This is a genomic window from Roseateles albus, from assembly GCF_028595345.1.
Lineage (GTDB): Bacteria > Pseudomonadota > Gammaproteobacteria > Burkholderiales > Burkholderiaceae_C > Paucibacter_A > Paucibacter_A albus.
The window spans coordinates 84,208-96,959 of sequence record NZ_JAQQXT010000004.1; the positions used below are offsets into that span (position 1 = coordinate 84,208).

Sequence of the window (12,752 nt, forward strand, 5' to 3'; positions counted from 1 at the left end):
CCTTGCATTTGCCGCACAATGCGGGCCTTCGCCGCAGCCCCTCACGCTTGATCCTAGATTCGGCAGTTGACCGCTCCCCAATGTGAATAGACATCGATGACCATTGAGAACACTCGCGTTTACGAAATTCACCAATCAGGTGAGAACGCTAATCGCCCGCCTGAGCCGAACCGGAACTCGCTGTACAGCGTTGCTTCTCCTCGTGGGCAGGAGCCCACTTCGTCGTCGCGCCTTGCCAGCAAGCCCCGGCTCGACTCCTTCGGGTGCTTTCAACTGCCGAATCTAGGATGAGTTCTCCAAATCCTGATCGCCGTCGCCTGCTGAGCAGCGCCATGCTGCTGGCCACGGGTGGCCTGACCGCTTGCGGCCATGTCGGCACGCCCAAGGACACGCTGGTGCAGGCCTTCGCCTTCGATGACATCACCAGCATGGACCCGGCCACGTCCTTCGAGATCTCAGGCGCCGAGATCCTGGGCAACACCTACGAGCGCCTGGTGGCCTTTGATCTGGATGAACCCAGCCGCATCGTCGGGGTCTTGGCCGAGTCCTGGCAGATCTCGGCCGATGGGCTGGAGATCAGCTTCCAACTCAAGCCGGGCCTGCGTTTCGCTTCGGGCAATCCGCTCGGCGCCGAGGATGTGGTGTTCTCCTGGCAGCGGGCGGTGCGCATGGACAAGACGCCGGCCTTCATCTTGACCCAACTGGGTCTGAGCAAAAGCAATGTGGGCGAGCGCGTGCTGCAGACCGGCCCGCTGGCGCTGACGCTGCGCATCGGCAAGCCCTTTGCGCCCAGCTTTGTCTTGAATTGCCTGACCGCAACGGTGGCCTCGGTGCTGGACAAGCGGCTGCTCTTGGCCAAAGAGAAGGACGGCGATCAGGGCGCCGGCTGGCTGAAGCTCAACCACGCCGGCTCCGGCCCCTGGAAGCTGCGCGACTGGCGCGCCAACGAGATTTTGGTCATCGAACGTAATGATGTATTTCATGGCCCCAAGCCGGCGCTGACCCGCGTGATTTACCGCCATGTGAAGGAGGCCGCGACGCAGCGCCTGCTGCTGGAAAAAGGCGATGTGGACATCGCCCGCAACCTGGCGCCGCAAGATCTCGGCCCGCTGGCGGCTCACCCCGATATCAAGCTGACTCAGCAGGCCAAGGGCGTGGTGTATTACCTGGGGCTTAACCAGCGCAACCCCTTGCTGGCCAAGCCTGAGGTGCGCGAAGCCTTCAAATGGTTGGTGGACTACGACGCCATTGGCGCCACCTTGATCAAGGGTATTGGCCGGCCGCATCAGAACTTTTTGCCGCAGGGACTCTTGGGTGCCAGCAGTGAGCAGCCCTTCAGGCTGGATGTGGCCAAGGCGCGCGCGCTGCTGGCCAAGGCCGGGTTGGCGGACGGCTTCAAGATCACGATGGATGTGCGCACGATTCAGCCGGTGATGGGTATTGCCGAGGCCGTGCAGCAAACCGCTGCCCGCGCCGGCATAGCGATCGAGATCATCCCCGGTGACGGCAAGCAGGTGCTGACCAAATACCGCCAGCGCCGCCACGATATTTTCATCGGCGACTGGGGCACAGATTATTGGGATCCGCACAGCAATGCCGATACCTTCACTCGCAACCCCGATAACAGCGACGGCGCCAAGAACAAGCCGCTGAGTTGGCGCAATAGCTGGGACATCCCCGAGCTAACGCGTCAGACCGACGCTGCCGTGCTGGAGCATGACGGCGAGCGGCGGGTGCAGATGTATGCGGCGCTGCAGGCCGAGTTCCGCAAGACCAGCCCCTTTGTGATGCTGTTCCAGCAGACGCAGGTGGCGGCGCTGCGCAAAGGCGTGCAGGGCTTCCGCTTGGGGCCCACTTCAGATACGACCTATATGGCGCCGGTGAGCAAGCTGTGATGCCTTTTCTTAAAGCCCTGATTCGCTTCTTGCCGGTCGTTGCGCTGACCTATCTGGGTCTTTTGGCCGTTACCTTCTTTATCGGCCGGGTGGTGCCGGTGGACCCGGTGCTGGCCGTTCTGGGTGACCGCGCGACCGAGGATCAGATGGCGCAGATGCGCGAGACCATGGGCCTCAACAAGCCCCTGTGGGAGCAGTTCGGCAGTTACGTGGCCAAGGTCGCGCAGGGCGACTTCGGCGTCTCGGTGCTGACCGCGCGTCCGGTGCTGGATGACATCGTCCGTGTCTTCCCGGCTACGCTGGAGTTGGCGACGCTGGGCATCCTGATCGGCGTAGGCGTTGGCGTGCCGCTGGGGGTGTGGGCGGCGGTTCGTCGTGGCCGTCTGGCCGACCAGCTGGTGCGGGTAATGGGTTTGATTGGTTACTCGGTGCCCATCTTCTGGCTCGGACTGATGGGCTTGGTGCTGTTTTATGCCAAGCTCGATTGGGTCAGCGGCCCCGGGCGTATCGGCATCGCCTTCGAGTACAGCGTGCCCCGCGTCAGCGGCCTGATGCTGCTGGACTGCGCCTTGGCCGGCGAATGGCAGGCCTTCAGGAGCGCGCTCTCGCATCTGGCCCTGCCCGCGGGTTTGCTTGGCTACTTCTCGCTCGCCTATATCAGCCGCATGACGCGCAGCTTCATGCTGAAGGAGCTGAGCCAGGAATACATCGTGGCGGCGCGCGCCAAGGGCTTGAGCGAGGCGACCATCATCTGGCGCCATGCCTTGCGCAATGCGGCCGTGCCTTTGGTGACGGTGATCGCGCTGTCCTACGCGGGCCTGCTGGAAGGCTCGGTGCTGACCGAGACGGTGTTTGCCTGGCCGGGTCTTGGCCTGTACATCACCAACTCGCTGCAGAACGCCGATATGAACGCGGTGCTGGGCGGCACGCTGGTGGTCGGCTCCATCTTTATCGCATTGAATCTGTTCTCCGACCTTATGTATCGTTTGCTGGACCCGCGCACGAAATGAGCGGCGCTTCATCTCTTCACAGTTGGCTGATGAGCGAGCAGCCCGGCTCGCGCCGGCAAGCCGCTTGGGGGCGCGCCTATGCGGGCTGGCGCGCCTTTGCACGTAACCGCCTAGCGCTGGTGGGTCTGGCCATCGTGCTGGGCTTGGTGTTGGTGGCCGTTTTCGCACCTTGGCTCTCGCCCTACGCGCCGAATGTGGGCGACTTGATGACGACGCGCCTGTTGCCGCCGTCGGCCAGCCATTGGATGGGCACCGATGACCAGGGCCGCGACATCTTGTCGCGCATCCTGCATGGCTCTCGCATTACCTTGTTTGTGGTCACCTTGGTGGCCTTGTTGGCGGCACCGATTGGCTTGTTGGTCGGCACCCTGGCTGGCTATTTCGGCGGCGTGGTCGATGCGGCGCTGATGCGGGTGACCGACATCTTCTTGGCCTTCCCGCGCCTGATTCTGGCCCTGGCCTTTGTTGCTGCGCTTGGCCCCGGCATCGAGAACGCGGTGTTGGCGATCGCCATCACTTCCTGGCCGGCCTATGCCCGCATTGCCCGCGCCGAGACGCTGACGATCCGTAATGCCGACTACATCGGCGCCGCGCAACTGCTGGGCGCCTCGCGCTGGCGGATTGTGTGGCGCCACATCATGCCTTTGTGCCTGCCCTCGGTGATCGTGCGCGTCACCTTGGACATGGCCGGCATCATCCTGACCGCTGCGGGCTTGGGCTTTTTGGGCCTGGGCGCACAGCCGCCCAGCCCCGAGTGGGGCGCGATGATCGCAGCCGGCCGGCAATATGTGCTGGACCAATGGTGGGTGGCGGCGGGGCCGGGTCTTGCCATCTTCATCGTCAGCCTAGGCTTCAACTTGCTCGGCGATGGCCTGCGGGACGCGCTTGACCCTAAGGCCGGCGAATGAGTGATTCGAAAAACATGCTGGAAGTCGAGAACCTGCGGGTGAGCTTTCCGAATCGCGACGGGACGTTCAGCGAAGCGGTGCGCGGCGTGTCTTTCCAGCTCGGCCGCGAGCGTTTGGGCATCGTCGGCGAGTCCGGTTCGGGCAAGTCGCAGACCGGTCGCGCCATTTTGGGTCTGTCGGCGCCCGAGGCGCGGGTCACTGCGGATCGCTTGCGCTTTGACGGCATCGATCTCTTGGCCTGCAGCCCGAAGGAGCGCCGCAGCCTGCGCGGCCGGCGCATCGCCATGGTTTTGCAAGATCCGAAGTATTCGCTCAACCCGGTGATGCGCATCGGCGCGCAGATCGCCGAGACCTTGCTCGCGCATCAGCGTTTGGCAAAGGACGAGGTGCAGCGCCGGGTGATGCAGGCGCTGGCCGATGTGGCGATCGAAGATCCCGAGCGGGTGGCGCGGCTCTACCCGCATGAGGTATCGGGCGGCATGGGGCAGCGGGTGATGATGGCGATGATGCTGATCGCCGAGCCGCAGCTCTTGATTGCCGATGAACCGACCTCGGCGCTGGACGTCACCGTGCAGCTGCAGGTGCTGGGCATTCTCGATAGATTGGTAAGGGCTGATCGACCCATGGGCCTGGGCGAAGCGCAGGCAGCCCCCCAAGGGGAGTCGGGCGGCTTGGGACGGCCCGGCGCCGCCCAGCGCGGCATGGGCCTGATCTTCATCTCGCATGATCTGCGCCTGGTGGCGACGTTTTGCGACCGCATCCTGGTCATGTACGCGGGCCGGGTCGTCGAAGAGCTCAAGGCCAGCGAGCTGCATGCGGCCCAACATCCTTACACGCAAGGCTTGCTGAATTGCCTGCCGCAGCTGGGGGCGCCGCGCCATCCGCTGCCGACGCTGCAGCGCCAAGAGGCCTGGAAAACATCATGAGCATAGGCTTGAAAGTCAGCGGCCTGCAGGTGCGCTTCGGTGCTTTCACCGCCGTGCATGACTTGAACCTGGAACTCGCGCCGGGTGAGAGTTTTGGCCTGGTCGGTGAGTCGGGCTCGGGCAAGTCCACCGTGCTGCGGGCGATTTGCGGCTTGGCGCCCCTGGCAGCAGGCGCGGTCCAGCTGACCGGCGCTGGTGAGCTGCCAACTCCCGGTAGCAAGGCCTTCAGGCGCGCGGTGCAGATGGTGTTTCAAGACCCTTATGGTTCGCTGCATCCGCGCCAAACGGTCGACAGCATGCTGGCCGAGGCGCTGGCCATCCACGCGATAGGAGATGCCGAGCGACGCATCGAAGCGGTGCTGGACGCGGTCGGGCTGGGGGCGGGCTTTCGATTCCGTTACCCGCATCAGCTCTCCGGCGGCCAACGCCAGCGTGTTGCGATTGCGCGGGCGCTGATTCTGGAGCCCAAGATTTTGCTGCTGGATGAGCCGACCTCGGCGCTTGATGCCTCGGTGCAGGCCGAGGTCTTGAACCTGTTGGAGCGCCTGCGCGCCGAGCGCGGCCTGACGTTTTTGATGGTCAGCCATGACTTGGCCGTGGTCACGCATTTGTGCGAGCGCCTGATGGTGATGCGGCAGGGGCGCGCGGTCGAGAGCCTCAGCGCCGCCGATCTGGCCGAGCGGCGCGTCAGCGCCGACTACACCCGTCAGCTGATGCAGGCCTCGGCTGGTTTTGTGCGTGGCGCCTCTCTTGGCCCTTCTTCGTCTTGACGCTGCGCTGTAACCGCCAGTCTCTAAGATGAGCGCCATGAAACTCGCACTGATCGCCCACGACGGCAAAAAGAACGATATGGTGGCCCTGGCCGCCAAGCACCTCGCCCTGCTGCAGACTTGCAGCCTGATGGCCACCGGCACCACCGGCCGCCGCTTGAGTTCGGAGTTGGGCCTGACGGTCGACTGCCTGCTCAGCGGCCCGCATGGCGGCGACTTGCAAATCGGCGCCCGCCTGGCTGTGGGCGAGGTGGACGCAGTAATTTTTTTGCGCGACCCGATGACGCCGCAGCCGCATGAGCCCGATATCAATGCGCTGGTGCGCGCCTGTGACGTTCACGATGTGCCCTGCGCCACCAATCTGGCCGGTGCCGAGTTGATGCTGCAGGCCTGGACGCAGCGGGCCTGAGGGTTTCAGTCCGGCGCTGGGCCGGCCGGCGCACCCAGTACGGCCTTGATCAGCCGGTTCAAAAAGCTGTCAGGCGCCAATTCTTTGCTGGCGCTGGGCTTTCTGGCCTCAATGGCCAGCTTGCGGTAAAGCGCTTGTTGTTCCTCGTTGACGCCCAGGCTTTGCCAGCCGTCGGCGGTCAGCTCGAAGTTGTTGGCGATTCTTTCGCGCTCGGCCCGGGCCGCCTGCAGGTCGGCGGGTGAGGCCGCACAACCTGCCAGGGCGAGGGCGATCAACAGTGCTTGCAGTAGGGCTTGTTTCAATGGAGGGCGAGAGTTTGGCTGGACTTGCGCCAGTCTTGCCTTGGCGTGCGGGCGCGGCAAGCGGGTTCGTCAAAGTGCAGATTTCAGCCCTGCAGGAGGGCGTTTTGTGGCACCTTGGCGGCGGCGACTGCACAAAAATATGCGCGCGGCTTGGGCGAATCTCGTTTCCAAAGTAAAATGCCGGATTCTCTCCAACTCAGCCGGGTTGAAGTTGGGCGCATTTGAGGCCCGATCGTGACTGCGGCTTCCGCTGAGCGTGCTTGCATTCAAGCAGCGCCTGAGTGGAAAAGGGGTTGGTGAATTTTTGCATTCAGCTTCGCTGTCAGCTTTATCAATCCTTTGTACTGGAGCCACTCATGGGCAACAAAATCATCACCGAAGCCGCTCGTCGTGCTACTCCTCGTCCTGCCGCTCCTGTTGGCGTGACTTTCACCGCCGGCCACGGCCAAAAGTGCAGCCTCGAGCGCGGTGTGCACACCCGCAGCAAGAAGAACCCGGGCAAGCGCCCAAGCAAGGGCGGCTGATTGGCCGAAACCCTGTGGCACCAACATCCGGCGAGGATTTGGTGCCCGCGATAAGAATTGACACGAGGCCCTGGACGGGGCCTTTTGTCATTTCTGCAACAGCTTTTCATCAGATCGGGTTTGCAGCCCAAGCCCTTGAGCGACCAACATGCTTCGCATCACCGAACTCCGCCTGCCCCTGAACCATGCCGAGGACGCACTGCGCCCGGCGATCGTTCAGCGCCTGGGTGTGCTTGATGCGGACCTGCGAGCCTTCACTGTTTTCAAACGCAGCTACGACGCACGCAAAAAGTCGGCCATCGTGCTGACCTATACGGTGGACTGCGAGTTGACCGGTGAAGCTGTGGTGTTGCAGCGTTTCGCCGGCGACAGCCATATCAAGCCGACGCCGAACACCGACTACCACTTCGTCGCTCAGGCGCCTGCGAGCTTTTATGCCGGTTCGAATCCGCAGCCGCGACCCCTCGTCATCGGCTTTGGTCCCTGCGGTATTTTTGCGGCGCTGATCTTGGCGCAGATGGGTCTTCGCCCCATCGTGTTGGAGCGCGGCAAGGACGTGCGCCAGCGCACCAAAGACACCTGGGGCCTGTGGCGCCAGGGTGAGTTGGACCCGGAATCCAACGTGCAATTTGGTGAGGGCGGGGCCGGCACCTTCTCGGACGGCAAGCTTTGGAGCCAGATCTCCGACCCACGCTTTCTGACCCGCAAGGTCCTGACCGAGTTCGTCAAGGCCGGCGCGCCGGAAGAAATTCTCTACGTCAACAAGCCCCATATCGGCACCTTCCGTTTGGTGTCCATGGTGATCAAGATGCGCGCCGAGATCGAGGCCTTGGGCGGCGAGATCCGTTTCGAGCAGAAGGTCTCGGATGTGTTGATTGAGGATGGCCACATTCGCGGTGTGACGCTGGCCTCGGGCGAGCAGATCGCCAGCAACCAGGTGGTGCTGGCGCTGGGGCATAGCGCGCGCGACACCTTCACGATGCTGCATCAACGCGGCGTCTATATGGAAGCCAAGCCGTTTTCTATCGGCTACCGCATCGAGCACCCGCAAAGCATCATCGACGCGGCTCGTTTTGGCGCCAGCGCCGGCCACCCTATCCTGGGTGCTGCCGATTACAAGCTCGTGCATCACGCCAAGAACGGCCGCTCGGTCTACAGCTTTTGCATGTGCCCCGGCGGCACGGTGGTGGCCGCGACCTCGGAGCCCAACCGTGTCGTCACCAACGGCATGAGCCAATACTCGCGCAATGAGCGCAATGCCAATGCCGGCATCGTTGTCGGCATCAACCCGCAAGATTACCGCCAGGATGGCAAGGCAGATGGCCCCGTCAACCCGCTCGACGGCATGGCCTTCCAGCGCATCTGGGAGAGCCGCGCCTACGAGTTGGGCGAGGGCGGCTACAAGGCGCCCGGCGCGCTGGTGGGTGACTTCATCAAGCGCCAACGCAGCAAGGTGTTTGGCAATGTCGAGCCGTCCTACAAGCCCGGTGTGACGCTGACCGACCTGCAGCAGAAAGGCAACGGCAGCCTGCCCGACTACGCGCTCGAAGCGATCCGCGAAGCGCTGCCGGCCTTCGAGCGTCAGATCAAGGGTTTCTCCATGGCCGATGCTGTCTTGACCGGCGTCGAGACGCGTACATCCTCGCCGCTGCGCATCACGCGCGGCCGCGACTATCAAAGCCTCAACGTCAAGGGCCTGTACCCGGCCGGTGAAGGTGCGGGTTATGCCGGCGGCATCATGTCGGCCGGGGTGGACGGCATTGAAGTGGCCGAGGCCTTGGGCTCGGCCATGCTGCAGCCATCTTGAGGAATCATTCGCTGTAGTGCGGCTTGCTGCGGCGCAGATAGAACTGCTCAATTTGCGGTTTCAGTCGCTCTAGCGCCGCTCCGCTGAACCAGCTAGCGCTTGACTTGCGCATATGAGCCGCGCCGGCGGGCGTGCCGAGCACCTGGTCGATCGCCTTGACGGCGGCCAGCCCCCAGGCCGTGCGAGGGCAGGCAATGCCCAGCACCAGCGGCTCAGAAGCGCCTTGGATGGGCAGATCGAGGAAGGGCTTGACGTCAATGTTGCGGGCGCTCATCTGCGCCAAAGCGCCATTCGATTCGATCAGATAGTCGGCGCGATCACGCGCCAGCATGTCCTGCAAGCGCGAGCCATAGCCTGCCATTGAATAGTCGGCCAATTGCTTGTTTTGGCCTTGGCTGGCCAACAGGCGATCAATAGCCTCGCCGTAGCTGCGCCCGCGGGCATATGCACCGCGCAAAGAACCTTTGTTGATCAGCAACTCCAGATCGACCTCACCCGCTGAGTTGCGCGGCACAAGTGCCAGTTTGTCGCGCCGCACCAGCAACTCTGCCGGCGGCGCTAGATGGGTGTCGGCAAAGTAGGCCCGCTCCTCTCGCTGCGCGGTGCGCACCGTCACCGGGCGGCAGGCATGTTCGCCGCGCTCAATCATTTGCCAGCTCCGCAGCGCGTTCACCGACAAGTATTCATGCTGGATCGCCGGCAGGCGCTCGACGATATAGGCCGTCGCCGGATTGATTGCTTTGGCGTCGGCCTTCATCCAGATGATGCGTTCAAGCGCGGGCGGCTGCGCGTCGGGCTGCGAAATGCCTTGTGAAGCCAAAGCCGTCAATGGCCAGGCGAACAAAGCCAGCAGCAGCGCAGGCAACTTCATTTTGATGGCCTCCATGGCTGAGTGGCTTGGTGCGGACCAGTTTAGAGCATGTTCTTGGCCGCGCAATCTGCACAGTTGGCGCAGCGCCTGGAGTGCCTAGGGTGCTTAAGGGTAATGCGTTAGTTTGCTGCGCTCTTTGTAGAACTGCTCCAAGCGGGGCCCGTAGATGCGCAAGATCTCCGGCGTGGCCCAGCGCGTGCCGGCGCTTCTGAGCAGGCCCAAGCCGGCCGGTGAGGACATCAGCTTGTCGATCTGCCGAATCGCGCTCAAACCCCAGGCATTGCGTGGGCAGGCGATGCCGACAACGAGCGGTTCACTGGCTCCTTGAATCGGTAGGCCGACGAGCTGACTGCGCACTATGCCGCGTTCGTCCAGCGTGCGCAGAGCGACATCAAAGTCGACGGTGAAGTCGGCATGCCCTTTGAGCACCATCTGCAGCACATTGTCACCAAAGCCTTGGGAAGAGAAGAACTTCAGCGACTCGCCGGCCGGGCGGCTTGCCACCGCTGCGTCTACCACGGCACCATAGCTTCGCCCCTCGACCAGCGCGCCTTGCAAGTTGCCCTGGCGCAGCATCTGAGGCAGATCGACTTCACCCTTGGTGTTAAGCGGCAGCGCCGCCAGATGAGCTCGGTTGACGATCAATTGAGCGGGTAGCACCAGCAAGATATCGCTGAAATAGGCCAGCTTTTCGCGCTCGGCGGTGTGCACGGCGGTGGTGTGGCAGGCCGGCTCGCCACTGCCTATCATCTGCCAGCTGCGCTTGGAATTGGCCGTTAGCAACTGATGCTGAACCTGCGGCCATTCGCTGTCCATGAAGGCGATCAGCAGCTCGGTGATACCGTAGCTCGGCCCCTTGCTTTTGTGGGCGGGCGCGTCGGCTGAAAGCCATTGGATGTGGCTTACCACGTCGCTGGCCGCACGGCAGATCTCGGTCGGGCACGCACCGAGTATCAGCAGGGCGAGGGCGGCAGCAAAGCGCATGGGTTAGGCTCTCCTTGATTGCTACCTTGAGGCCTAGGCAGCGGCACAAGTATCGGCCCAAACTAGCCCGCCTGCAGCATCTCGATCAGCTCCTTCAAGAAGACCAAGGCTTCTTCGGGAGTGGCGAAATAGTATTCGCCGCCCAGGTCGGCGGCATCGCCGTCGGGGCCAATATGCACGACCGACCAGCCCTGTGCGCCGCCGTCGATGGCACAGATGCCGAATGAGCCGGGGCTGAGGTCCTTGGCGGAGCCGGAGGTGACAAAAATGTCGCGGTCAAGGTGGGAGTGGTAGCGTTTCACCGCTGCATTGTCGGCTGTCCTATAGTCCGGCCAGCATTGTTATTGGCAGGAGAGTCAAGATGAAAGCAGTTTGGAATGGCGTGGTCGTGGCCGAAAGTGACAAGACGGTGGTCGTCGAGGGTAATCATTACTTCCCGCCCGAGTCGCTCAAGCGCGAGCACACGACCTTCAGCAATCACAGAACCGGCTGCGCCTGGAAGGGCCAAGCCCATTACCTGAGCCTCTTTGTCAACGGCGAAATGAACCCGGACGCGGTCTGGTTCTACCCCGAGCCGACCGAGGCTGCCGCTGAGATTAAGGGTCACTATGCCTTTTGGAAAGGCGTGCAGATCCAGGAGTGATGGTGCACTTGAGCGCTCGCCGGCTGGACGCAGTCAAGGACGCTGATGCGCGAATTGATTGAGCTTTTGATCGCGCATGGCGTGCTGCTGGTCTTCTTGGTGACGCTGGCGGCGCGCGCCGGCTTGCCGCTGCCGGCCGCACCGATGTTGGTGGTAGTGGGCGGCTTGGCGGCCGAGGGACAACTCTCGGGCTCGGCATCGCTGGTGGCGGCCGTGTTGGCCAATATCGGCGGCGATGTGATCTGGTTTGTGGCCGGGCGGCGCCATGGCTACCGCGTCATGAAACTGCTGTGCCGCATTTCGCTATCGCCCGATGCCTGCGTGCGCCAAAGCGAGGGCCTCATCTTGCGCTGGGGCGGGCAGGCTTTGCTGGCGGCCAAGTTTTTGCCAGGCGTGTCGGTGGTTGCCGCACCGATGGCCGGCGCCCTGGGTTTCAGTTGGCAGCGCTTTATTGCCTATGACTTTGTTGCCGGCCTGCTGTGGAGTGGCACTTTTCTGCTCTTGGGTTGGATGCTGTCGGATCAGATTCAACAGGTCTTGGACATGCTGGCCAGCGCTGGCTTTTTTGCGCTAGTGGCACTGGCCTTGATTGTTGTCGGTTTGGTTTTGCGCCGCTTGTGGCAGCGCCGTCGTTTTGCCCGTCGCATCGTGGGCGCACGCATCACGGTGGCCGAGGCCGCGGCGCTGCAAGACAGCGGCGCAGGGCCGGTTTTCATTGATGTGCGCGCCGCCGGCGGCCGGGCGGTGGACCCGCGTCACATTGCCGGCGCGCTGCTGCTGGAAATTGACCAGCTCAAGGCACAGGCCGCCAGGCTGCCACGCGACCGCGAATTGGTCTTGTATTGCAACTGCCCTAACGAAGTCAGCGCGGCCCTGGCGGTGACGGTGCTGGCCGAGCAGGGCCTGCCGCGTGCGCGTGCCTTGGTGGGCGGCTTGGACGCTTGGGCGCAGGCGGGCCGGGCGGTGGTGGCAGACCAGAGTCCCATTTGAAACCTCCGCATAGCGGCGAAGGACAGGTCTTCTCTCGGCGTCTAAAGCCTATCGAGTTTTTGGGGCTTCTTGGTCTCTGGCCGGAAAGATTACCCGGCTAAAAATCAGCGTGATGAAGATGCCGAAATGGGTCGAGCCGATGATGGACTCGGCGATGAACAGCATCTTGCCGTGGGCATTGCAGGGTAGGAAGTCGCCAAAGCCAACGGTTGCGAAGATCGTGGTCGAGAAATACAGCGAATCAAGAAAGTCGGTGTTGTTGTTGCAGCCCGCGCTCGTGCCGTACACATCAAAGACCTGCCAGCCCGCCGCGAAGGTCAGGATCAACAAGATATTGCTGAGCAGAAAAAGCCAGACCGCTTGTGCCGGATGCAGGCCCATTTGCATGCGCTGGCCGTAAGCGATGCTGAAGATGAAGGACAGGTAATTGATGTAGGTCGCGGCAATAAACCAATACAGCGTCGTGCCGCCCGGGTCCAGAATTTTCGATCTGATCAAAAATGGCCAGAGGAACATGAACACCAGCGTGTAGAGCGGTATTTGCCGCCAATCTATGTTTTTGAATGACATCGGGGCGCGCGCTTCTTTGGGGGCGAACGGGTTGATTGCTGAGTTTTAGGCCGGCATTACCGGCGTCGCCTTGCCCGCTCAACAAAGAGTTGGAGTGCGGCAGCATACACAGCTTTGCGACCCAAGAGGCCTGCCGGCCGAGC

Annotated in this window: 15 protein-coding genes; 10 read left to right on the top strand and 5 right to left on the bottom strand. The window is 62.8% G+C overall.

Translation table 11 applies throughout. The annotated features are described in order from the left end of the window. Positions 1–287 precede the first annotated feature (287 nt). From PRZ03_RS07815 to PRZ03_RS07840, 6 genes are read left to right on the top strand one after another with little or no spacing between them, the layout of a single operon-like run. Positions 288–1,895: an ABC transporter substrate-binding protein gene (locus tag PRZ03_RS07815; RefSeq protein WP_273599771.1), complete on the top strand. Its 1,608-nt coding sequence runs from the start codon at positions 288–290 to the stop codon at positions 1,893–1,895. Continuing rightward, positions 1,895–2,905, top strand: coding sequence for an ABC transporter permease (locus tag PRZ03_RS07820; protein WP_273599772.1), 1,011 nt, complete (start codon positions 1,895–1,897; stop codon positions 2,903–2,905). Before PRZ03_RS07815 ends, PRZ03_RS07820 begins: the two co-directional genes overlap by 1 nt. After that, the gene (gene nikC, locus PRZ03_RS07825; protein ID WP_273599773.1) at positions 2,902–3,813 is read left to right on the top strand and encodes a nickel transporter permease; all 912 of its coding nucleotides are present in this window, start codon (positions 2,902–2,904) and stop codon (positions 3,811–3,813) included. The genes PRZ03_RS07820 and nikC overlap by 4 nt, the downstream gene beginning before the upstream one ends. Next, positions 3,810–4,739, top strand: a complete 930-nt coding sequence (locus PRZ03_RS07830) for an ABC transporter ATP-binding protein (RefSeq protein WP_273599774.1) — start codon at positions 3,810–3,812, stop codon at positions 4,737–4,739. Before nikC ends, PRZ03_RS07830 begins: the two co-directional genes overlap by 4 nt. After that, positions 4,736–5,509: an ABC transporter ATP-binding protein gene (locus PRZ03_RS07835; protein ID WP_273599775.1), complete on the top strand. Its 774-nt coding sequence runs from the start codon at positions 4,736–4,738 to the stop codon at positions 5,507–5,509. Before PRZ03_RS07830 ends, PRZ03_RS07835 begins: the two co-directional genes overlap by 4 nt. A 37-nt stretch (positions 5,510–5,546) precedes the next feature. Further along, positions 5,547–5,918, top strand: a complete 372-nt coding sequence (locus PRZ03_RS07840; protein ID WP_263533646.1) for a methylglyoxal synthase — start codon at positions 5,547–5,549, stop codon at positions 5,916–5,918. 5 nt (positions 5,919–5,923) lie between these two features. Here the strand turns inward: PRZ03_RS07840 and PRZ03_RS07845 are convergent, their stop codons facing one another. After that, complete coding sequence (locus PRZ03_RS07845) at positions 5,924–6,220, bottom strand: hypothetical protein (RefSeq protein WP_263533647.1); 297 nt, start codon at positions 6,218–6,220, stop codon at positions 5,924–5,926. A 356-nt stretch (positions 6,221–6,576) separates the two neighbouring features. Between PRZ03_RS07845 and PRZ03_RS07850 the strand changes: the two genes are divergently transcribed. After that, positions 6,577–6,744 carry a hypothetical protein gene (locus PRZ03_RS07850; protein ID WP_263533648.1) on the top strand — a complete coding sequence of 56 codons (168 nt, stop codon included), beginning with the start codon at positions 6,577–6,579 and terminating at the stop codon, positions 6,742–6,744. A gap of 148 nt (positions 6,745–6,892) precedes the next feature. Then, positions 6,893–8,551, top strand: coding sequence for an NAD(P)/FAD-dependent oxidoreductase (locus PRZ03_RS07855; protein ID WP_273599776.1), 1,659 nt, complete (start codon positions 6,893–6,895; stop codon positions 8,549–8,551). Positions 8,552–8,555: 4 nt separating this feature from the next. On the opposite strand, the gene PRZ03_RS07860 is transcribed toward PRZ03_RS07855, so the two are convergent. From PRZ03_RS07860 to PRZ03_RS07870, 3 genes are all read right to left on the bottom strand, one after another. Continuing rightward, the gene (locus tag PRZ03_RS07860; RefSeq protein ID WP_273599777.1) at positions 8,556–9,437 is read right to left on the bottom strand and encodes a hypothetical protein; all 882 of its coding nucleotides are present in this window, start codon (positions 9,435–9,437) and stop codon (positions 8,556–8,558) included. A 90-nt stretch (positions 9,438–9,527) separates the two neighbouring features. Beyond that, positions 9,528–10,406, bottom strand: coding sequence for a TIGR02285 family protein (locus tag PRZ03_RS07865; RefSeq protein ID WP_273599778.1), 879 nt, complete (start codon positions 10,404–10,406; stop codon positions 9,528–9,530). A 62-nt stretch (positions 10,407–10,468) separates the two neighbouring features. Beyond that, positions 10,469–10,708: a hypothetical protein gene (locus tag PRZ03_RS07870; protein ID WP_273599779.1), complete on the bottom strand. Its 240-nt coding sequence runs from the start codon at positions 10,706–10,708 to the stop codon at positions 10,469–10,471. Positions 10,709–10,767: 59 nt separating this feature from the next. Between PRZ03_RS07870 and PRZ03_RS07875 the strand changes: the two genes are divergently transcribed. Next, the gene (locus PRZ03_RS07875) at positions 10,768–11,049 is read left to right on the top strand and encodes a DUF427 domain-containing protein (RefSeq protein WP_273599780.1); all 282 of its coding nucleotides are present in this window, start codon (positions 10,768–10,770) and stop codon (positions 11,047–11,049) included. A gap of 45 nt (positions 11,050–11,094) precedes the next feature. Further along, on the top strand, positions 11,095–12,039 hold the full coding sequence (locus tag PRZ03_RS07880; RefSeq protein ID WP_273599781.1) for a DedA family protein/thiosulfate sulfurtransferase GlpE: 945 nt from the start codon (positions 11,095–11,097) through the stop codon (positions 12,037–12,039). Positions 12,040–12,087: 48 nt separating this feature from the next. Here the strand turns inward: PRZ03_RS07880 and PRZ03_RS07885 are convergent, their stop codons facing one another. After that, positions 12,088–12,609, bottom strand: coding sequence for a potassium channel family protein (locus PRZ03_RS07885; RefSeq protein WP_273599782.1), 522 nt, complete (start codon positions 12,607–12,609; stop codon positions 12,088–12,090). Positions 12,610–12,752 lie beyond the last annotated feature (143 nt).